The sequence below is a fragment of the Escherichia sp. HH091_1A genome (assembly GCF_030295175.1).
In the GTDB taxonomy this organism is placed as follows: Bacteria; Pseudomonadota; Gammaproteobacteria; order Enterobacterales; family Enterobacteriaceae; genus Escherichia; species Escherichia coli_F.
Genome location: NZ_AP025747.1, coordinates 2,075,745 through 2,098,106, shown reverse-complemented (window position 1 = coordinate 2,098,106; position 22,362 = coordinate 2,075,745). Strand labels below are relative to the sequence as shown.

Genomic DNA, 22,362 nt, shown 5'->3' with positions numbered 1-22,362 from the left:
GTTTGCTGGTGTTTAAGACGAGAGTAACCGTCTACACTATCAAACAGGAGGATCTATGACCCTGTCTTTTATTACCCGTTGGCGCGATGAATTGCCAGCAACCTATACAACACTTTCCCCTACGCCTTTAAATAATGCCCGGCTGATTTGGCATAATGCCGAACTGGCTAACACGCTGGGTATTCCATCGTCACTGTTTAAAAATGGCGCAGGTGTCTGGGGTGGCGAAACCCTACTGCCTGGTATGTCACCACTGGCGCAGGTTTACAGTGGTCATCAGTTCGGCGTCTGGGCGGGCCAACTGGGTGATGGGCGCGGCATTTTACTCGGCGAACAACGGCTTGCTGATGGCACTACAATGGACTGGCATCTGAAAGGTGCTGGCCTGACGCCTTATTCGCGAATGGGTGATGGACGGGCGGTTTTACGTTCGACGATACGAGAAAGTCTCGCCAGTGAGGCGATGCATTATCTGGGCATTCCGACGACCCGCGCGTTAAGTATCGTCACCAGCGATTCGCCAGTGTATCGGGAAACGGTGGAGCCAGGCGCGATGCTGATGCGTGTGGCACCAAGTCATCTGCGCTTTGGTCATTTCGAACATTTTTACTATCGCCGCGAGCCGGAAAAGGTTCGTCAGTTAGCTGAATTTGCTATTCGTCATTACTGGTCACATCTTGCAGATGATGAGGACAAATACCGTCTCTGGTTTACCGATGTTGTCGCACGTACCGCATCGTTAATTGCCCAATGGCAGACGGTCGGCTTTGCTCATGGGGTGATGAATACCGACAACATGTCGCTGCTGGGGCTGACGCTTGATTACGGGCCGTTTGGTTTTCTTGATGATTACGAACCCGGTTTTATTTGTAATCACTCGGATCACCAGGGGCGTTATAGCTTTGATAATCAACCTGCCGTCGCGTTGTGGAATTTACAGCGTCTGGCGCAGACATTGTCACCATTTGTTGCCGTAGATGCCCTGAATGAGGCCCTGGACAGCTATCAGCAGGTTTTGTTGACGCATTATGGACAACGGATGCGGCAGAAACTGGGCTTCATGACGGAGCAAAAAGAGGATAACGCGCTACTGAATGAATTATTCAGTCTGATGGCGCGAGAGCGCAGCGATTATACCCGAACATTCCGCATGCTGAGTCTGACCGAGCAGTACAGCGCGGCGTCACCGCTACGTGATGAGTTTATCGATCGTGCGGCATTTGATGACTGGTTTGCACGTTATCGGGTACGTTTGCAACAAGACGAGGTTACCGATAGTGAGCGTCAGCAGCTGATGCAAAGCGTAAATCCTTCGCTGGTGTTGCGCAACTGGTTGGCGCAACGGGCGATTGAAGCGGCAGAAAAGGGTGATATGACGGAATTGCACCGCCTGCATGAGGCGTTGCGAAATCCTTTCAGCGACAGGGATGATGACTATGTCAGTCGTCCACCTGACTGGGGTAAACGGCTTCAAGTCAGCTGCTCGAGTTAAAGGCTACTTGGTCAACAGCAGCTTGCCAGCCTGAGTTTTACGGAGCAGATATTCTTGCCCGTCATGATCGATAATCAGTTTGCCATCCGGATCTAACAGTGTCTGGCTGGTAATTCGCCGAATGGGCTGCGGGGAGGCGGTCTTGTGATTGGCATCCGTTTCAGGCGTGAGTTTTCTGCTATCCGTATAACGCATAAAAATTAATAATAATTGATATAACAATGATTCTTATTATCAATATTCTGGCAGGCCAGAGCAAGCAGTAATTTGTTGAGAAGACAACAAGTTGCGCAGAAATGCCCATTCCGTCAGGAATGGGCACGCATTCAGAAGCGGGTATCAACCGCAGAGGCGAGTTTTTCGACCAGGCGTTCGGTATCTTCCCAGCCCAGACACGGGTCGGTAATCGATTGACCGTAAGTGAGCGGCTGACCGCCGACGATTTTTTGCGTTCCTTCGCGCAGGAAACTTTCCGCCATAATTCCAGCAATCGCCGTAGAGCCATTGCGGATTTGCTGACAAATATCCTCACAAACTTCTAACTGGCGACGATGCTGCTTCTGGCAGTTGCCGTGGCTGAAATCCACCACCAGATGTTCAGGTAAATCAAACTCGTGCAACGTATCGCAGGCAGCGGCGATATCATCCGCATGGTAATTCGGCTTTTTGCCGCCACGCATAATAATGTGGCCATACGGATTGCCGCTGGTCTGATAGATGGTCATTTGACCGTTTTTGTCAGGCGAGAGGAACATATGGCTGGCGCGGGCAGCGCGGATAGCATCCACGGCAATTCGCGTGTTGCCATCGGTACCATTTTTAAAACCTACCGGACAAGAGAGCGCCGAAGCCATTTCACGGTGGATCTGACTTTCGGTAGTACGTGCGCCAATTGCGCCCCAACTGATTAAATCAGCAATAAACTGACCGGTCACCATATCGAGGAACTCAGTCGCGGTAGGGACGCCCAGCTCATTGACCTGTAAAAGTAATTTGCGCGCCAGCTCCAGACCGTGATTTACCCGATAGCTGCCGTTTAAATCCGGATCGGAGATTAGCCCTTTCCAGCCGACAACAGTTCGTGGTTTTTCAAAATAGGTGCGCATTACGATTTCCAGCCGTGACTGGTACTGGTTGCGCAGCGACTGCAGACGGGTGGCGTACTCCATTGCAGCGGTGAGATCGTGGATCGAGCAGGGGCCAATAATGACCAACAGTCGCTTATCTTCACCATTCAGTATTTTTTCAATTCTGCGGCGGGAGTCGGTGACATGGGTGGCGACGCCAGGCGTTACGGGATACCGTAGCGCGAGTTCGGCGGGCGTTACCAGGCTCTCAATACGCGCAGTACGGAGTTCGTCAGTTCTGTTCATTACAAGTCTCAGAAATTTGTTGCTTCTACGGCAGGACTACCGGGAAGTGATGCGCATCACGATAAACCAATCGCAGCTGATTTCAAGTGCGAGGTGTGTCACACCTCGCCGGGTGGTTAGCATGATAACAAAAAAACAAGTTAATGCACTAGTTCTCTAGTACATTCGACGGCTAAGGCCCATGATATCAAGGATCTTGGTGGCAATCTCTTCTACCGAATAATTGGTACTGTTAATCCACGGGATCTGATTTTTACGGTACAACGCTTCCACTTCCGCGACTTCCATCCTGCACTGACGAAGCGAGGCATAGCGACTGTTCTCCCGACGTTCCTCGCGAATCGCTGCCAGACGTTCCGGGTCGATAGTCAGGCCGAACAATTTATGCTGAAGCGGTTTGAGCGACGCGGGTAGCACCAGATTATCCATATCGTCGGCAATAAAGGGGTAGTTTGCCGCGCGGATACCAAATTGCATTGCCAGATACAGACTGGTGGGGGTTTTACCACAGCGAGAAACGCCGAGCAGGATCACCTGAGCCTGGTCCAGATTGCGCAACGAAATGCCGTCGTCATGGGCAAGGGTGTAATCAATCGCCGCAATGCGCGCATCGTATTTATTGAGATTATTAGGGTTAAGGCCATGGGTACGATGAGCAATCGGCGTTGGATCCAGTTTCATCTCTTGTTGTAGCGGGGCAACCAGCGCCTGAACGATATCCTGGCAAAAGCCTTCACTTTGCAAGATGATGGCGCGAATCTCCGGCAACACGATGGAGTAGAAGACCAGTGGGCGCACACCTGTCTGGTGATAAATTGCGTCAATCTGATCCTTCACTGCCCGTGCACGGCTCTCATTTTCGACAAACGGCAGCGTAATGCTGCTGATAGTGACGGGAAATTGTGACATTACTGCGTGTCCTAATACCTCCGCAGTTATTGCCGTACCATCAGAAATATAAAAAACGTGGCGATCAACAGCATTATCCATTTTGTTCTTCCCGTAATGCAGACATAATTCTATGAAAGCATAAATTAAAAACGCACAGAAGCGTAGAACGTTATGTCTGGTTTATAAAATGAACCTTCAATTTTATTTTTTATGAAAACAGCATTTCATTTTTACGGTTTCGTTTATACCGATGGTTTATGTGGAAATTGTTGAAGAGAGCAGATTTGCGCAACGCTGGGATCAGTCTTAAAAAGTAAAAAAATATATTTGCTTGAACGATTCACCGTTTTTTTCATCCGGTTAAATATGCAAAGATAAATGCGCAGAAATGTGTTTCTCAAACCGTTCATTTATCACAAAAGGATTGTTCGATGTCCAACAATGGCTCGTCACCGCTGGTGCTTTGGTATAACCAACTCGGCATGAATGATGTAGACAGGGTTGGGGGCAAAAATGCCTCCCTGGGTGAAATGATTACTAACCTTTCCGGAATGGGTGTTTCCGTTCCGAATGGTTTCGCCACAACCGCCGACGCGTTTAACCAGTTTCTGGACCAAAGCGGCGTAAACCAGCGCATTTATGAACTGCTGGATAAAACGGATATTGACGATGTTACCCAGCTTGCGAAAGCGGGCGCGCAAATCCGCCAGTGGATTATCGACACTCCCTTCCAGCCTGAGCTGGAAAACGCCATCCGCGAAGCCTATGCACAGCTTTCCGCCGATGACGAAAACGCCTCTTTTGCGGTGCGTTCCTCCGCTACTGCAGAAGATATGCCGGACGCTTCCTTTGCCGGTCAGCAGGAAACTTTCCTCAACGTTCAGGGGTTTGACGCCGTTCTCGTGGCAGTGAAACATGTATTTGCTTCTCTGTTTAACGATCGCGCCATCTCTTATCGTGTGCACCAGGGTTACGATCACCGTGGCGTGGCGCTCTCCGCCGGTGTTCAGCGGATGGTGCGCTCCGACCTCGCATCTTCTGGCGTGATGTTCTCCATTGATACCGAATCCGGCTTTGACCAGGTGGTGTTTATCACTTCCGCATGGGGCCTTGGTGAAATGGTCGTGCAGGGTGCGGTTAACCCGGATGAGTTTTACGTGCACAAACCGACACTGGCGGCGAATCGCCCGGCTATCGTGCGCCGCACCATGGGGTCAAAAAAAATCCGCATGGTTTACGCGCCGACCCAGGAGCACGGCAAGCAGGTTAAAATCGAAGACGTACCGCAGGAACAGCGTGACATCTTCTCGCTGACCAACGAAGAAGTGCAGGAACTGGCAAAACAGGCCGTACAAATTGAGAAACACTACGGTCGCCCAATGGATATTGAGTGGGCGAAAGATGGCCACACCGGCAAACTGTTCATTGTGCAGGCGCGTCCGGAAACCGTGCGCTCACGCGGTCAGGTCATGGAGCGTTATACGTTGCATTCACAGGGTAAGATTATCGCCGAAGGCCGTGCTATCGGTCATCGCATCGGCGCGGGTCCGGTGAAAGTCATCCATGACATCAGCGAAATGAACCGCATCGAACCTGGTGATGTGCTGGTTACTGACATGACCGACCCGGATTGGGAACCGATCATGAAGAAAGCATCGGCCATCGTCACCAACCGTGGCGGTCGTACCTGTCACGCGGCGATTATCGCTCGTGAACTGGGCATTCCGGCGGTAGTGGGCTGTGGTGATGCAACAGAACGGATGAAAGACGGTGAGAACGTCACTGTTTCTTGTGCAGAGGGTGATACCGGTTACGTCTATGCTGAGTTGCTGGAATTTAGCGTGAAAAGCTCCAGCGTAGAAACGATGCCGGATCTGCCGTTGAAAGTGATGATGAACGTCGGTAACCCGGACCGTGCTTTCGATTTCACCTGCCTGCCGAACGAAGGCGTGGGCCTTGCGCGTCTGGAATTTATCATCAACCGTATGATTGGCGTCCACCCACGCGCACTGCTTGAGTTTGACGATCAGGAACCGCAGTTGCAAAACGAAATCCGCGAGATGATGAAAGGTTTTGATTCTCCGCGTGAGTTTTACGTTGGTCGTCTGACTGAAGGGATCGCGACGTTGGGTGCTGCGTTTTATCCGAAGCGTGTCATTGTCCGTCTCTCTGATTTTAAATCGAACGAATACGCCAACCTGGTCGGTGGTGAACGTTACGAGCCAGATGAAGAGAACCCAATGCTCGGCTTCCGTGGCGCGGGACGTTATGTTTCCGACAGCTTCCGCGACTGCTTCGCACTGGAGTGTGAAGCGGTGAAACGTGTGCGCAACGACATGGGACTGACCAACGTTGAGATCATGATCCCGTTCGTGCGTACCGTAGATCAGGCGAAAGCGGTGGTTGAAGAACTGGCGCGCCAGGGGCTGAAACGTGGTGAAAACGGGCTGAAGATCATCATGATGTGTGAAATTCCGTCCAACGCCTTACTGGCAGAGCAGTTTCTCGAATATTTCGACGGCTTCTCAATTGGCTCAAACGATATGACGCAGCTTGCGCTTGGTCTGGACCGAGACTCCGGCGTGGTGTCTGAACTGTTCGATGAGCGCAACGATGCAGTGAAAGCACTGCTGTCGATGGCGATTCGTGCCGCGAAGAAGCAGGGCAAATATGTCGGGATTTGCGGTCAGGGTCCGTCCGACCATGAAGACTTTGCCGCCTGGCTGATGGAAGAGGGGATCGATAGCTTGTCCCTGAACCCGGACACTGTGGTACAAACCTGGTTAAGCCTGGCTGAACTGAAGAAATAAAATAAATACCCGGCGGCGTTTTGTCGCCGGGTTTACGTGATCCCCGAGTATGAAACTTATTCAACCTCTTCACAGACATCCTGAGTTAATCGCCGCATAATATCTTTCCTTAACAAAAACTTTTGTATTTTACCTGATGCAGTACGTGGTAATTTCTCTGTTACCACAATATGTTCAGGATATTTATATTTTGCTACCCGTTTACGGCTAAAAAAAGCCACTATGTCTTCCAGCGATATTGAATGATGCGGCGCTTTCAGCACGACATAAGCGCATGAACGTTCACCTAAACGTTCATCGGGCATCGCAACCACACAGGCATCATGAATTTTAGGATGCTGTAATAAAATATCTTCCACTTCACGACTGCTAATATTTTCCCCGCCGCGGACAATAATATCTTTCTTGCGCCCGGTTATTTTTATATAGCCAGCTTCATCCATTCGGCAGAGATCGCCGCTGTAATACCAGCCTTCTTCATCCAGCGCACGGGCGGTTAATTCCGGTTCATCAAAATAACCCATAAACACATTGGGACCACGCGAAGCCTCTTCACCTACACAACCAGGCGGTAAGGTCTTGCGTGCATCATCGACCACTTTAATCTCTACGCCTGCGGCAGCGTAACCATCGGTGTTCATAAAGCGCGACAAAGGATCGTCGAGATTTACCACCGCATGCGGCGAACTTTCTGTGGAACCATAAACACTTAATAATTTAATGCCGCGTTGTTGGCATTCACGCGCCACCTTTTTGGGGATCGTGGTGCCGCCGCAAAGAAAGAAGCGTAGTGCAGAAAGGTCTGCGGGCTGTTTCTCCAGTAAATTCAAAAGGTCATAGACAAACGGTGTTGCGCCGAGCATGCAGGTACACCGTTGCTGCTCAAGTAGCAAAAGACAGGCTTCCGGGGTAAAGATATCTAACAACACGCTGCGAGCGCCAATTAAAAATGGTGCCGTTACGCCATGCAGAAAGCCCGTTGCGTGACCGAGTGGTGCAGGCATCATAAAGACATCCTGCCAGGTCAGGTTCAGCCGCGCGCAATATGCCCGCTCACTGGCGAGAATATTGTTATGCGTTAGCATCACGCCCTTTGGCTGCCCCTCAGTTCCGGAGGTAAATAGCACTGCTGCTAATTCATCGCCGTGGGTCGTTATCGCCGTAGTCAGTGGGGTATTGTCGGCGAGAATCTGACTTAATGAGAGGGACGAGGTGGCGGGAGCCAGTTTGTCCACGCCGACAATTTGTTGTAGTTGTGGAAGCTGATTTTGCAGCGGCAGGATTAAATCTACCGGACGCGTTTGTTTAAACAACGTCGGTGCAAAGAACATTTTTGCCTGACACTTATTGAGCACCCACACCAGTTCTGCTTCCCGCCAGGAAGGTAACAGCGGCACGGAAACCGCACCGGTTTTCAGGCAGGCAAGATAGATAACGGTAAATTCACACCAGCCTGGCAGTTGAAATGCGATGCGATCCCCTGATTCAATACCCTTCGCCAGCATCCAGTTTGCCAGACAGCTCGCGGCATGATCGAGCTCGCTATAGGTGTACGATGCACCATGATTATCGACCACGGCAATTTTATCTGGCATCGCACGAGCGGTCTGCTGCCAGTAATCGGCCAGCGAAGCATCGCCCCATAATCCTTGCTGACGATACGCCGCACGACGTTGTTCGTTAAACGTTAATGTCACTTTCATTTTGGACTCTCGAAACAGAACATCAGGCCCGAGATACGGGCCTGTGGGATGCATGATTAGCCGTAGCGAAAATCAATACCGAAGGTGCCTGCGGGATATTGCCACTGTTCGAGAATCGTATTGCCACACAACACCCGACAGGTGCCGCATTCGAGACAACCGGCGGAATCAAAATGTATGTTTCCTGCGTCATCCTGCTTATACAGTCCGGCAGGGCAAGCTTTCATTAATTTACGGAATTCATTGATATCGGGATTTGCCGCCAGAATGATATGCGGGTGACCCTCATCAACATGGAATTTATTGACACCTAATTTGATGTCGACGTTAACCGTAGCGTTCTGGCTCATAGCGCGGTTGCTCCCTTAATGCCATCTTTCAGCAAGTTGATCAGCCCAATTTTCTTCGCGTGTCCCATGATCATTTTGCGTACCGGCTGGTTTGGTTTGCCGTCGATGGTGAACATATCGTTCATGATGTCGGCGACCATTCGTGGGTATTGGCTAAACAGGCGCGGGTTTTCCATCAGCGCCGGGATCTTGCGGAAATGCTGCATATCGCGCATAACACAACTTTGTTCCAGCTCACGTTTGTATTGCGCCAGGCTGCTGGCGGAGAAGTCAGCGCGTTCTTTAGCGGCAATCACTGTTGTGGCGGCAGCCTGGGCCGATGCGATGGCTAAATCCATTCCGCGAACCGTAAAGCCCAGATTGAGGCAGAAACCTGCGGCATCACCGACGATCATCACGCCCTCATTAACCAGCTGCGGCACCATCGCCAGACCGCCTTCCGGTACCATGTGCGCGGAATATTCAAGCAGTTTGCCGCCGCTAATCAGTGAGCGAATGGCGGGGTGTTGTTTAAAATCTTCCAGCATTTGCGGCACGCTTTTTTTTGCATGGGCGATATCACCCAATCCACAAACCAGCCCCAACGATACGGAATCCTTGTTGGTATAGAGGAATCCGCCGCCCATCAGGCCGTCAGAAGGGGAACCGGCAAACAGCCAGGCGGCACCTTCCTCGCCCATAACATTAAAGCGATCGTTGATTTGCTCTGGTGTAAGACCAATAATCTCTTTAACACCAACTGCGTAATGATGCGGATCGGAAGCGGGAACCATTCCCAGCGAGCGGCCAAGCATTGAGTTAACGCCATCAGCCAGAATCACTACATTCGCTTCGAGAATATCCTCCCCGGCCTGGACGCCAGTGACCTTGTTTCCTTCACGAACCAGCGCATCGACGCGAACACCCGGGATAAACTGCGCACCCGCCTGTTCCGCTAGTTCCATCAACCACGGGTCCAGACGATTGCGCAATACGGTATAAGAAGCGTGTTGCGGAACATCTGGCTGCTCGCGGTGAAAATCGAGGGTTACGGCGCTCTCTTCGGTTAAGAAGGATATTTTCTCGCGTGTGACCTTGCGTTCTACCGGCGCTGATGCTGCAAAGCCTGGAATAATCGCTTCAAGTGTGTGGGCATAAAGACGCCCGCCGGTCATGTTTTTACATCCGGCACTGTCGCCGCGTTCTATCACCAGGACATCCAGCCCGGCTCGCGCCATGACCAGTGCGGCAACGCTACCGGCAACGCCCGCACCGACCACAATGGCATCAAATTTGTCATCCGACATGCGTTATGCTCCCTTCCCGCTGCATTTACAGCGGGAGATGTGGTTGAAAGGGGAATTAGCGGCTCAACTGGCTAATCAGGGCAGGGACGACTTTGTAAATATCGCCCACCAGGCCGTAGTCGGCATAATTGAAGATTGGCGCGTTTTTATCTTTATTGATGGCGACAATCACTTTTGCGCCGTTGCCGCCAACCATATGTTGGATCTGCCCGGAGATCCCCAGCGTCAGGTAGAGATCGGATTTCAGCAACACGCCGGAGACACCGATATAACGTTCACGCTCCATCCAGTTCTCGCCTTCGGCAATTGGACGTGAACAGCCGACTTCAGCATTCAGCACCGCCGCCAGTTCGTGGACCATTTTCAGGTCATCCTGCGCCGCCAGACCGCGACCGACGCCAACCACACGTTTTGCTTTGCTCAGGTCCACGCTGCTTGCCGCTTTCGCTCGGCGTTCGCGACAGAGAATTTCATGACGCGGGGCAACATAAGGTACCGTTTCTGTCGGGCACTGATGAGAGATATCACTGGTGCACGGTTCCTGAACACCGGGTGCAAGGGTAATGATCGCCAGCGGGCTGTTGATCTTTTCCTGAGCGAACGCTAACCCGCCATACATCCGGTGTTCGGCGCAAATGTGACCATCGACAATATCCACCGCCGTGGCATCGTTCACCAGCGCCGCATTCAGTTGCACACTTAACCGTGCTGCCAGAGCTTTACCACGTTTCGTCGCGGCCAGCAGCAACATAGCGGGGTGTTTATCTTTCAGCAGGGCAGCAATGCTTTCGGCGTAATTTTCAGTACGTTGCAGCGCGTCGTTTTGCTCAAGAACATAAATACATTTTGGCCCATAAGGCATAACTGCCTGCGCCTGGTCGGTATTTTGTACAATGGCATACACCTGTTGGCCCCATTGCTGCGCGCCGCCAAACAGTTCAGCATAACGTTCAGGATTATCGCTAAAGACCCAGACGCTGTTTAATTGACTCATCGTTTCTTCTCTGTAGGCTTCAGTTCAGGGCTTTCTTCAGATGTTCCGCCAGCTCGGCAATGGCCTCCGGCGAATCGTTATCGAGAATGATGTGCTTACGTTCTGTTTGCGGCGGTACGCGAATGCCGGTCAGTTCAGCAAGTGGCGTGCTCTGGCTCCAGCCAATATCACTTGCCTGCCACTGATTTACCGGTTTTTTACCCGCGCCGAGAATGGCTTTCATCGAAGGAATGCGTGGCATGTTAATATCGGAGGTGACGCAGAGCACGGCTGGAACAGAGAGCTCAATAACTTCAACATCATCTTCAAGCGTGCGTTCAATCACCAGTGTATTGCCCTGACGCTGAATAGCACTCACTGCATTAATCACCGGAAGTTGCAGAATTTCTCCGACCAGCAAGCCAACCTGCTGGGCATAAAGGTCGCCGGAACCTTCACCAAAGATCAGTAAATCGAAGCCGATCTTTTCAACTGCTGCCGCCAGCGCCTTTGCGGTATCGAGAGGCAGTGCATGTTCAAGTTGCGCATCCTGCACCAAATACAGGCTATGCGGCCCGCGGGATAGCACGTCTTTGCGCACTTTCGAGTTCTGCAACAATGAGCCGCCAATGGTCAGCGCGGCTATCTCATCGTCATCTGTTGCAATCTGGCTTGCAGCTTCAATGGCATTGAGATCGAACTGGCTGATTTTGGCGTCGGCATTGTCGAAATTCAGGGTATATTCTGGAGTGACAACAATGTCCTGTTCTTCAGGCACCAGCTTAAAGCAGGTTATTATTTTCATGATTTCTCCTGTGAGTCGCATACGGAACCATCTCCGATGGAAGGTAAAAATGGCCTGAAAATAGTGTGCGATAGCGGTGCGGGGTTTTCGACGGAGCAAGCTGTTTTCCTTGCCAACAATCTTGCAAAAAAAATGCGATCGCTAAAACAAAAGTGCAATTTGCGGCAATGTTGTTATTCCATGACCGTACAATCTTGCATTCAGTGTAAATAATCTTGTTTAGCTCTCGCTAAACGCGGTTGTATAACCGCAATACACGCCGTATTTTATCCGGCATATATTGTTTTTGCTTGCTCATGGAATAGGGAGGTTGTCATGTATCAACGCTGTTTTGATAACGCCAGCGAAACGCTGTTTGTCGCCGGTAAAACGCCACGGCTTTCACGTTTTGCATTTAGCGATGATCCAAAATGGGAGTCCGGACATCACGTTCATGACAATGAAACCGAGTTGATTTACGTCAAGAAAGGGGTAGCAAGGTTTACCATCGATTCTTCGTTATATGTCGCGCATGCCGATGACATTGTGGTGATAGAACGTGGCAGGTTGCATGCGGTGGCCTCTGACGTTAACGATCCAGCAACGACGTGTACCTGTGCGCTGTACGGCTTTCAGTTTCAGGGGACTGAGGAAAATCAGCTACTGCAACCGCATTCTTGCCCGGTCATTGCCGCAGGGCAGGGAAAAGAAGTCATTAAAACCTTATTTAATGAGCTAAGTGTGATTTTGCCGCAAAGTAAAAATAGCCAAACATCTTCGTTATGGGACGCATTTGCCTATACGTTAGTAATTCTTTACTACGAAAACTTTAAAAATGCTTATCGTTCGGAGCAGGGATATATTAAAAAAGATGTTCTGATAAAAGATATTCTTTTCTATCTGAATAATAATTATCGCGAAAAAATCACTTTAGAGCAGTTATCGAAAAAATTTCGTGCCAGCGTCAGTTATATCTGCCATGAATTTACCAAAGAGTATCGTATTTCCCCTATTAACTATGTTATTCAACGGCGTATGACGGAAGCGAAATGGTCACTCACTAATACTGAATTATCACAGGCAGAGATCTCCTGGCGTGTGGGTTATGAAAATGTCGATCACTTTGCCAAACTGTTTTTGCGCCATGTCGGCTGTTCGCCCAGCGATTACCGCAGGCAATTTAAAAACTGTTTTGCGGAACAAGAAATCTTATCTGAATTTCCTCAACCGGTAAGTCTTGCCGGATAAATCTGGCGGCGCAGTTTGTTAAGAAGCTGCGCCGCCTGCAGATTATTTGTTCTGATAATCTTTCAGGATCTGCCGACCCGCTACGTAAATCATAATTTCGTCTGTACCGCCGCCGATACGTTCACAACGGACATCACGCCAGAAGCGAGAGACGCGCGCCTCATCGGTATAGCCCAGACCGCCCATGATTTGAATCGCATCATCAATGACTTCCATTGCGGTACGTGCGCAGTACAGTTTTGCCAGCGCCGCGCTGGTGCGCAGTGACTGATGCTGATCGGCTTGCCATGCCACTTTCAACACCATGTTGCGCATGTTGTCGATCTTAATCGCCATCAGCGCCAGTTTTTCCTGAATCATCTGGTTATGACCAATGGGCTTACCAAAAGCGATACGTTGGTTGGCATAGCGGGCGGCATCTTCGAATGCGCATTCGGCAAAGCCGGTGCTGCGCGCGGCGTTGATCAGGCGCTCCATCTCAAAGTTGTACATCACATTGAGGAAACCCATTCCTTCTTCGCCCACCATGTCGCTCTCTTCAACTTCCACGTTGTCGAGATAGACTTCGCAGGTGCTGAGCATATGCCAGCCGATTTTATGCAGCGGGTTAATCTTAATGCCGGGCTTACTGGAGTCGACCCACCACAGGGTGAAGGCTTTTTTGGGATCTTTCGGTTCTGGATCGCGCGCCAGCACCAGCATATACGGGTACTCTTTCGCGCCGGTAATAAAGGTTTTCTGGCCGTTGATGTAAACCTTGCCATTTTTACGCGTGTAAGTGGTAGTAGCACTGTTATTGTCTGAGCCTGCGCCTGGTTCCGTCAACGCCAGGGCATAGGCGGGATCACCCGTTTCCAGGGTGCTCTCTGCCGTTTTACGTAGCTGCTCAGCAGAACCGAAACGGCGCATGCTGTGAATACATTGACCGTTGGTAATCAAAAATGCCGGAGCACCGCATTTTGACACTTCCATCAGCGCCAGCATTTGGGTGACGTAATCCGCAGGGATACCACCAAATTCTTCCGGCACGCCAAGCATTGAAATACCGTTATCCGCCAGTGCCCGCATAAACTCACGCGGGTATGTCCCGTTTTGATCGCAGGTGCGGAAATACTCTTCCGGAAAGTTGGTCGTAATCAACTCGCGAATACTGGCCAGCAGCAGTTCTTGTTCTTCAGTTAAAGAAAAATCCATCATTATACTCCTGTTAATGAGCCGCTTCAGGCAGGACAAAACCCATCGCCGCATCGATAAATAATCTTTCGTCCATCAGTTTGAGTTCTGGCGAAATCACTGGGGTGAAATCCATTTTGTCGAGAATATCTTTTTGTAAATCGACGCCAGGAGCGATTTCGATTAAATGCAGGCCGTCTTCTTTTAGCGTGAATACGGCGCGCTCAGTGATATAACGAACATCCAGTCCTCGCTCGAGAGCGATTTTTCCGCTGAAAGTAATTTCCGGTAGTTCCTGAATAAATTTCTTCACCCGTCCTTCCTGGACGATATTTAATTTGCCGTCGGCAATTTCTGTTTTTAAACTGCCCGCAGTTAATGTGCCGCAGAAAATGATTTTCTTCGAAGTGGCACTGATATCAATAAATCCACCGGTGCCCATGATTTTACCATTGAATTTATGCACGCCGACGTTACCGTGCTGGTCGACTTCAGCAAAACTCAAATAACAAACATCCAGACCGCCACCGTGATAAAAATCAAACTGGGACGTCATATCCAGAATGGCACGGGTATTCACGTTCGCGCCAAAGGCGATCCCCTGTGAAGTAATACCGCCAATTGGGCCTGTTTCTACCGTCAGAATAAAGTCATCAGCACAACCTTCTTCCCGGGCGACCAGGCCAATGCCGTCAGCAATACCGACGCCGACATTCCCCACCGCGCCTTTGCGCATTTCGAATAATGCGCGCCGTGCAACTAATTTACGTTGGTTTAGGGGTAGGCTAAGTTTGGTGCTGTCATCAAGGGTGAAGTCACCAGAAATAAAGCGGTTAACCGGCGCACCGCCATACAGTTGGGTTTGATCCGGATCGACTACCACAATATCCACCAGATAACCCGGAATACGGACAGATTTAGGATGCAGCGTGGCTTTCTTAACCATCTTCTGCACCTGCATCATCACAATACCGCCGTTATTGTGCACCGCCTGAGCAATAACCAATGCGTCGAGATACATCACCTCATCTTCAAAGGTGGCGTAGCCTTCGCTGTCGCAGGTGGTGGCGCGAATAAAGGCGATATCCGGCGCAATCGCTTTGTAATAGAGATATTCTTTGTTATCAAACTCGACCAGTTTAATCAGGTCTTCTTTAGTGACTTCATTCAGTTTGCCGCCTTGCTGGCGTGGATCGACAAATGTTCCGATGCCAATATCACTAATAATACCAGGCTGGTGGGCTGCGGCGGCGCGTAAGGTTTGTGTAAGTACACCTTGTGGATAGTTATAAGCAATAATTTTATTTTGTTCTGCGAGATCAGAAATACGCGGCGATTGTCCCCAGTGACCGCATAATGCCCATTTCACCAGACCTTCTTGTGCCAGCGGACTAATACCACGGTCGGCGCGATCGCCAAGCCCTGTTGGACTAATAATCGATAAATTACGTGGTGTTTGAGTCTGTTTATATTTATCAGCAAGAGCAGTAATTAACGTGGTGGCTTCCAGAATACCGCCGCCAGCGCCTAACACACAAAGTGTTGCTTCGTCGGGAATATAATTCACCGCTTCCTGTGCCGACAGGACCGGCACTCGTCCATTAATACGAGGTGGTTTTACAGGTTTCATTGTTAATTCCTGATTCAGGTGTAATTTTCCCTACGCCAGATGGAGAATTAGAGCGCAGAGACTCACGAAATATTTTTATTAAATACGGTTGAATATATTTTTTTAGTTCGGCGGGGGAGGGTATTCCCGCCGAAATATTATTGCTTATGCCTGATGTAAAATAGTTAATACCGTGCGCAAATCATTTACCGAGATTTGCCCTGGCGCAGAGGCTTTTTTTACCGCACCAAAAGTTGCCGCCGACCCAAATACTTCACCAGCCAGACGAGAAATTACGCCAGTTTTTGCCATCGACATCGTGATGATTGGACGATCGGCATACTGCTCCTGCATCTCCAGGGTCGCGGCAAGCAACGTCAGCACATCGCTGGTACTTTGCGGCATCAGCGCAATCTTAGGAATATCGGCGTCGAAGGACTGCATTTTACGCAGACGGGCAATGATTTCTTCGGCTTCCGGCGTTTTATGGAAGTCATGGTTGGACATGACAACTTTCACATCATGCGCGTGGGCGTAGGCGACGGTTTCTTTAACTTGATCATCACCGGTAAATAACTCCAGATCGATCATATCAACCAGGCCGCTGTCGATGGCTGCACGATTGAGTGCAATATAAGCCTCGGTGGAAATCGCCTGCTCGCCGCCTTCTTTGGCACTGCGGAAGGTAAACAGCAGCGGTTTTTCTGGCATGGTTTCACGGAGAATTTTTGCCGCTGCCATGACAGACTCCACATTGGATAGGTCGGCATAGTGGTCAACACGCCATTCCAGAATATCAAAGTCCGCTTCACGATAGGCGAGAGCTTCGGATTTCACGCTGGCGATATCTTTCGCCATCAGCGAGACGATGATTTTAGGTGCGCCCGTACCAATGACGAGATCTTTTACAGTTACGGTTTTCATTTTTTACCCTTTCTGCACGCGGTCAGCCTGTCAGGCACCGAACCCCATGACCTGTTTAACATATTCCAGAGGGAAATCTTTGCCAGTCCATAACGTGAACTGTTCAGCCCCTTGCCACAACAACATGCCGTATCCATCAATCGTTTTGCAACCAGCTTGTTGCGCCTGCTGCAATAACTTCGTCATATGCGGGTTATACACGCATTCAGTGACCAGAAGTCCCGGATGTAACAGACTGATATCATTAACCAATGATTCATTCTCAAGGGGTTTCATGCCCACTTTTGTGCCATTGGTTAAAATGTCGGCGGAAGCCAGGGCTTCAGCAAAGGCTTGCTGATCGGCGAGATCGGTAACCGTGACGACACAATCGGTGTTTTCGTTAACCCGCTGCGCGAAGGCGAGGGCTTTATCGAAGAACTCATCCCGACGGTTAAAGAGTTTAATTTCTTTTAAACCTTCAATTGCCCCCTGCGCGCCAATTGCCGTTGAGGCACCTCCGGCCCCTAACAGCACCATCGTTTTGCCTTTGATATCAAAACCGCTCTCTTTAATGGCGCGAATATGGCCCGTGCCGTCGGTGTTATAGCCACGCAGATAGCCATCATCATTTACGATGGTGTTGATGGCACCCACCAGTTTGGCTGCTGGCGTTAATTCATCAACATATTCACACGCCAGTTGTTTGTTCGGCATTGATACACCAGTTCCGCGCATTTTGAGGGCTTTTAATCCTTCAATTGCTCCGGGAAAACTATCGTTATCCACTTCAAAGGCCATATAGGTAAATGGCAATCCCGCTTTTTCTAAGGCTTTGTTCTGCATTTCGGGCGATAAACTGTGGCGGATGGGATAGGCCATCAACCCAATCAATTCGTATTTTGCGGTAACATCCATAATTAACTCCTTTAACCTCTATGCTTAATTGTGTTTAACCGGGTGCTAAATTTATGCTCGCCAAACCGCACATCATTTTCAGGAATAATGAAAACGCGGTAATAGCGGATAAAAACAATAATTGCGGTAATCAGGGCCAGCAGCGCGAAAGTAAAATCGAGAACAATGATATATTGCAGGCCGATGTTCGACAGATAACCGGTAATCAGCGGAATAACAAAGTTAGCCAGTCCACCCATCATCATATATATACTGGTGACTTTGGCTTTGCTTTTGGGGAAAAACTCTGACATGACCGAAACGCCGAGCTGTAAAATGCCGCCAGCTGCTGAGAAACCGATAACAAAGGCTCCGGCATTACACACCAGTGGAGAAGGGTACAGGTAGATAATGGCAGCTGTTATTGTTGCCAGTGCAGAGTTAAATACATTAGCCCAGATGGGCCGGACCATTTTTTTCAGCAGTGCGGCAAAAATAAAGACACAGACCAGCGAACCCATACTGTAATAAGAGATGGTTTTTAATGCCTCAGCTTCTGACATACCAGCAAAAGCCATCGCATATTTGGGCATCCACACCACAATCACATAAAAGGTCGAGAATGCGGCTACACCGAACAGTACCGATGAAACACCTTCCAGCCAGACTAACGGTTTGCTGTTCATTTGCGGTAATTCATTAGCTACGCTGGCGTCCACCAACTGGCTGGGGAATTTGCTTTTCAACAGCATCAGCGTGATCAGTACAAACAGAATACCCGGAATAATCAGCCCATAGCCGTACCAGATATTATTGAGCAACATATAGCTCACCAGCATTGGGTAGAACATTTGCCCGAATGACACCATCGCTTTAACCAGTATGACTGCCGAACCAGAGGCTTTCGGAAAGCATTCCATGAGCGCAGGGTAGCCACCCGTATCCAGCGCTGAGTTAGCGATACCTACGCACACTGCCAGACAGTAGGCGAGAGTTAAATTCGGGCAAGCGGGAATACCAAAGAAGAATAGCAGATACATTATTACTGCCATTAATATCACCGCCCGACGACCAAACTTATCGGAGATCACACCGAAGAATAAAATACTGATCAATCGCCCCAAACCGATACCGGAAATTAAATAGGCAATGCCCGCGTTGTCAGTGGAAAACTTTTCTGCCAGAGATGACATATTTTGGGCAAGCGTAATAACACTAATGCCGTGCAGAAAATAGCTGAAGTAAATACAAAGAACAGCCAGGATAAATGGCGTGCTGAAAGCCTTATTTTGAGACATTTTCACAGCTCCTTGCTGAAAGATTATTTCGTTACCGTACGTATTGTTCTCCGACGGTTTACATAATTACTATACTGAAGATGATTTTCCCTGGGTACATGGCATAAAGTTTATGTTTCCAGGAATATTGCATGTCATAGTTTGTTTTTGATCGCGATTTTCCTTAGTTAGCGCAGAAAGAGTTATTTATCCGTAAGATCTTGCATGACCTGAAAAGAATATTGCATTACCCACCCGGAGCGACATTTTCCTTTAGCGAGTTATGCTGCGTTTCTTTGCGGCTGCGTAAGCCGATAAACAGTGCCAGTAAAAAACCGATGGCAGCGATGGCGGTATCGAACCACATAATATCGGCAATACTTCTTTGGGACAGATGAGCCGTAATCAACGGAATAGTAAAGGTCGCAATACTGCCCGCACTGTAATAGATCCCTGTAGCTTTACCTTTAGCGTAGGGGAAACGTTCAGCCATTAACGTCAGGCCAATTTGCACAACACCTCCAGCAGAGGTAAAACCAATGACAAAAGCAAATATTATCACCACATAAAATGTGGGATGCAGGCAGACGGTAAACAGAGCAATAAATGAGATAAAGGTGTACAGCATCAGTAATGTTGTTGGGCGAACGATATTACGAATGAGTGGAGCGGTAATAAATACACAAAGCAGCGAACCCACGGTGTAGATACTGAGTAGTTTGATCGACATAATGTATGACATGCCTGCAACAAATTGTCCGTACTGTGCCAGCCACTGGCTAACCAGATAAAAGGTTGCCATTGAGATATAGCCATATAAGGTATAACTGGCTAAATCGATAATTGAACAGCGATGTTCCGTAGAGTTGGTGGCTTTCTCTATGACAGGTAAGCGACGACCCGGATGGGGTGGGAACGTACAACGGTATAAAAACAGAGCATTAATAAACATAATGCCTGCGGCAATCATAAAGGACCAGCCGAACCACAGTTCAGCCCACACTAACAGGCTGATGATTAGCGGTAATAAAAATTGCCCGCTGGAAACAAATGCTTTAATTAAAATATTAGCTGTACCCGGTGAACGTGGAAAAGCTTCCATCAAACTGGGATAGGTGCCTGCATCGAGAAAACTGTTTGCCATTCCCGCCAGAAAGCCCAAACCATAAGCGATAATGATGTTATTGGTGTGCAGGATGCCAAAAAAGAAGGCCATATAGCAGCACATCCCGAGCATGATAAAAGGGCGGCGACCAAAGCGATCGGATAATAATCCTGCAAAAAGCAAGACACTTAATCGACCAATACCCAGCGATGAGATAACTATTGAGACGCCTGCGGCATTAGTCTGCCAAAGCGTCTCCAGCGAGGCCATATTCAGGCTCATCAAAATGACGCCCATACCATGCACCAGGTAATTAAAATACAACCCAAGTGCGGTAGGGAAATAGGGATTTTTCATAGGTTCTACTTAGCAAAGGTGCTTTAAAAAGTGAAGCGATGTTGTCTCAGCATCCGTTCATTATTGTTGTAACAACGACAATTCCTTTCTTTGGAAAATTAACAAAGGCGCTCCAGATCGTGTGCATATAATTCAGCGGCTACCGATTGATAGATCTTCCAGTCAATAAAATTGCCATCAGGGTAGACACGTTGAAACGCGGTTAAGTCAGGGAAAAAACGCATGGTGTTGTTGCCGATGCGGTTATTTATTTTCTCTATGATGGCATGAAGATGTTTTTTTCGTTGCTGTCGCATAGCCAACAGTTGCTCGACCACACGATCAGGAATGGCGCATTTGCCATTTTCCCACTGACGCCAGCTTTCACTGTCACCGGTCTGGGCAATCCAGGTCGCGCATTCATCAATAGTCATGGCAAAAATATGGCGAAGTGCCTGGAGTTCATAAGCGTTCATCGTGTAATGGCTGCATGAAATAAACAATAAAATATAAATAACATTATCAGCCTGCCGACGGCTTGAAGAGAGTCACAGTATCTTGTGCAACATTATTGGAAAGAGTGAGGGGGCGAGGTAGCGAAGCGGAAAAATGTTAAAAAAAAGCCCATCGTGGGAGATGGGCAAAGACTACACACAGCAATTCGTTGTTTCACTCAGGGGATTTCCATGCTTATAAATCAATATGTTGATTTATAACCGTGAGCTAATAGTAGGCATACGGACTTTTTGCGTCGATCAGATTCGTCTCATTAGTTTAAAAACTGTAAAGAATTTGCGACAGGTACTACCAGCTGAAAGGCGGTAAGCAGGAAAATATAGTGAAGAGCAAGCAAATATCAATTAGCGGTGGTTAACAATCAGGCGGCAGAACCGCCTGATGAGAAATTACTTATTCGGTTTCTCGATTTCGCCAAGTTCTTCGAGAACTTCTTCCGGTTGGTCAGTCGGCGGTGGGACTTCTTCCACCCACGCGGCAAACAGACGCCAGGAAACGGCTAACAGAACCGGACCAATAAACAGACCGATCATCCCGAAAGCAATCAAACCACCAATAACGCCAGAGAGGATCAGGATCAGCGGTAAATCGGCACCCATGCGAATTAACATTGGGCGGATGACGTTATCCAGCGTGCCAACCACACCGCTCCACACTAACAATACCGTTCCCCAGGTGGTATCGCCGGTCCAGTAGAGCCAGATAATCGCCGGAATCAGTACCGGCAGCGGGCCAAGTTGGACAAGGCAGGAGAGGATCATTAACACCGTGAGCAAAGTTGCATAAGGTACGCCGGATACCGCGAGGCCGATACCGCCAAGCACAGCCTGTACTAACGCCGTCACCACCACACCCAGCGCCACCGCGCGGATAGCCTGTGCAGCCAGCAGTACGGCGGCATCTCCGCGAACGCCTGCCAGACGGGTTGCAAAATGGCGAATGCCTTGCGCCACTTGTTCACCGCGCCAGTACAGCAGGGCACTGAAGAGAAGCATCAGCGCACAATGCACCATAAAGCGCCCGATATGCGCCGCCTGCCCAACGAACCAGGTGGTGGTAGTGCCAATATAAGGGCGGACTTTTGCCATGATCGCCGTGCCTCCCATATCCAGCAAGTTGTGCCAGCCTGCATACAGCTTCGTGCCAATCACCGGTATGGTATTAAGCCACGCCAGATCGGGTAACGTCATGTCACCGCTGGAAATAGCTTTAATTAGCGGACCGCTGCCATCGACAATACTGTTAACCAACAAGGCAATAGGGATGATAAACACCATCACTAATAACAGCGTCATCACCAGAACGGCGAGAGAGCGGCGGCCAAACATGATCTTTTGCAAACGTAACAATACCGGCCAGGTAGCGATAACCACCGTACCGGCCCATGCGAAGCCGAGAATAAAGGGTTGAACAATCCACAGACATGCCACAATCATGATGGCTAAAAACAGCACCGAAAGCAGAATTTGTGCGACATCCCTGGGCTGACGAACATTTACCATAACTACTTTTCACCTTTTTTGTGCGTCAAATCGTCGACGCGACGTGAACACGCGAAACTCACCTGCATAATGATGAGCAATTTCAGCGGTTTTTAACAGGCCGATTCTGCCCTTAATTCTGATGGGCGTGTTAG

General features: G+C 49.3%; 19 protein-coding genes and 1 other RNA gene. 3 read left to right on the top strand and 17 right to left on the bottom strand.

All coding sequences use genetic code 11. The features are described from left to right. Positions 1–55 precede the first annotated feature (55 nt). Positions 56–1,492 (top strand): protein adenylyltransferase SelO, encoded by a 1,437-nt coding sequence (selO, locus tag QUF14_RS10410; protein WP_000175610.1) that lies wholly within the window; start codon positions 56–58, stop codon positions 1,490–1,492. A 3-nt stretch (positions 1,493–1,495) separates the two neighbouring features. On the opposite strand, the gene hemP is transcribed toward selO, so the two are convergent. From hemP to ppsR, 3 genes are all read right to left on the bottom strand, one after another. Beyond that, on the bottom strand, positions 1,496–1,687 hold the full coding sequence (gene hemP, locus QUF14_RS10405) for a hemin uptake protein HemP (RefSeq protein WP_024212176.1): 192 nt from the start codon (positions 1,685–1,687) through the stop codon (positions 1,496–1,498). A gap of 131 nt (positions 1,688–1,818) precedes the next feature. Then, complete coding sequence (gene aroH, locus QUF14_RS10400; protein ID WP_001082226.1) at positions 1,819–2,865, bottom strand: 3-deoxy-7-phosphoheptulonate synthase AroH; 1,047 nt, start codon at positions 2,863–2,865, stop codon at positions 1,819–1,821. 156 nt (positions 2,866–3,021) lie between these two features. Further along, positions 3,022–3,855, bottom strand: a complete 834-nt coding sequence (gene ppsR, locus QUF14_RS10395) for a posphoenolpyruvate synthetase regulatory kinase/phosphorylase PpsR (protein ID WP_000368046.1) — start codon at positions 3,853–3,855, stop codon at positions 3,022–3,024. Between the two features lie 332 nt (positions 3,856–4,187). On the opposite strand from ppsR, the gene ppsA reads away from it, so the two are divergent. Beyond that, positions 4,188–6,566 carry a phosphoenolpyruvate synthase gene (gene ppsA / locus QUF14_RS10390; protein ID WP_000069385.1) on the top strand — a complete coding sequence of 793 codons (2,379 nt, stop codon included), beginning with the start codon at positions 4,188–4,190 and terminating at the stop codon, positions 6,564–6,566. Between the two features lie 56 nt (positions 6,567–6,622). Here the strand turns inward: ppsA and fadK are convergent, their stop codons facing one another. From fadK to QUF14_RS10365, 5 genes are read right to left on the bottom strand one after another with little or no spacing between them, the layout of a single operon-like run. Next, entirely contained in the window at positions 6,623–8,269 is a 1,647-nt protein-coding gene (gene fadK / locus QUF14_RS10385; RefSeq protein WP_024212175.1) for a medium-chain fatty-acid--CoA ligase, read from the bottom strand. Between the two features lie 56 nt (positions 8,270–8,325). Continuing rightward, positions 8,326–8,619: a ferredoxin family protein gene (locus QUF14_RS10380; RefSeq protein ID WP_000081071.1), complete on the bottom strand. Its 294-nt coding sequence runs from the start codon at positions 8,617–8,619 to the stop codon at positions 8,326–8,328. Then, on the bottom strand, positions 8,616–9,905 hold the full coding sequence (locus tag QUF14_RS10375) for an FAD-dependent oxidoreductase (protein ID WP_001278498.1): 1,290 nt from the start codon (positions 9,903–9,905) through the stop codon (positions 8,616–8,618). Before QUF14_RS10375 ends, QUF14_RS10380 begins: the two co-directional genes overlap by 4 nt. Positions 9,906–9,960: 55 nt before the next feature. After that, a complete protein-coding gene (locus QUF14_RS10370) occupies positions 9,961–10,899 on the bottom strand; it encodes an electron transfer flavoprotein subunit alpha (RefSeq protein ID WP_000080696.1) in 939 nt (312 codons plus the stop codon). 19 nt (positions 10,900–10,918) lie between these two features. Further along, a complete protein-coding gene (locus tag QUF14_RS10365; RefSeq protein WP_000692119.1) occupies positions 10,919–11,683 on the bottom strand; it encodes an electron transfer flavoprotein in 765 nt (254 codons plus the stop codon). 315 nt (positions 11,684–11,998) lie between these two features. Here QUF14_RS10365 and QUF14_RS10360 point away from each other — a divergent pair, with 315 nt between their 5' ends. Beyond that, positions 11,999–12,910: an AraC family transcriptional regulator gene (locus QUF14_RS10360; protein WP_000284811.1), complete on the top strand. Its 912-nt coding sequence runs from the start codon at positions 11,999–12,001 to the stop codon at positions 12,908–12,910. A gap of 42 nt (positions 12,911–12,952) precedes the next feature. Here the strand turns inward: QUF14_RS10360 and QUF14_RS10355 are convergent, their stop codons facing one another. From QUF14_RS10355 to ydiK, 9 genes are all read right to left on the bottom strand, one after another. Continuing rightward, on the bottom strand, positions 12,953–14,104 hold the full coding sequence (locus tag QUF14_RS10355; protein ID WP_000347836.1) for an acyl-CoA dehydrogenase: 1,152 nt from the start codon (positions 14,102–14,104) through the stop codon (positions 12,953–12,955). Positions 14,105–14,117: 13 nt separating this feature from the next. Further along, on the bottom strand, positions 14,118–15,713 hold the full coding sequence (locus tag QUF14_RS10350) for an acyl CoA:acetate/3-ketoacid CoA transferase (RefSeq protein ID WP_000805655.1): 1,596 nt from the start codon (positions 15,711–15,713) through the stop codon (positions 14,118–14,120). A 144-nt stretch (positions 15,714–15,857) separates the two neighbouring features. Continuing rightward, complete coding sequence (gene aroD, locus QUF14_RS10345; protein ID WP_000860201.1) at positions 15,858–16,616, bottom strand: type I 3-dehydroquinate dehydratase; 759 nt, start codon at positions 16,614–16,616, stop codon at positions 15,858–15,860. A gap of 30 nt (positions 16,617–16,646) precedes the next feature. Continuing rightward, a complete protein-coding gene (gene ydiB, locus QUF14_RS10340; RefSeq protein WP_000383469.1) occupies positions 16,647–17,513 on the bottom strand; it encodes a quinate/shikimate dehydrogenase in 867 nt (288 codons plus the stop codon). An 11-nt stretch (positions 17,514–17,524) separates the two neighbouring features. Beyond that, positions 17,525–18,790 (bottom strand): MFS transporter, encoded by a 1,266-nt coding sequence (locus QUF14_RS10335; protein WP_001354705.1) that lies wholly within the window; start codon positions 18,788–18,790, stop codon positions 17,525–17,527. 226 nt (positions 18,791–19,016) lie between these two features. After that, complete coding sequence (locus tag QUF14_RS10330) at positions 19,017–20,231, bottom strand: MFS transporter (RefSeq protein ID WP_100733785.1); 1,215 nt, start codon at positions 20,229–20,231, stop codon at positions 19,017–19,019. Positions 20,232–20,329: 98 nt separating this feature from the next. After that, entirely contained in the window at positions 20,330–20,686 is a 357-nt protein-coding gene (locus QUF14_RS10325; protein WP_001310864.1) for a YdiL family protein, read from the bottom strand. A gap of 136 nt (positions 20,687–20,822) precedes the next feature. Next, positions 20,823–20,930: antisense sRNA RprA (gene rprA, locus QUF14_RS10320), an RNA gene on the bottom strand. 185 nt (positions 20,931–21,115) lie between these two features. Further along, positions 21,116–22,228, bottom strand: a complete 1,113-nt coding sequence (ydiK, locus tag QUF14_RS10315) for an AI-2E family transporter YdiK (protein ID WP_000248647.1) — start codon at positions 22,226–22,228, stop codon at positions 21,116–21,118. Positions 22,229–22,362 lie beyond the last annotated feature (134 nt).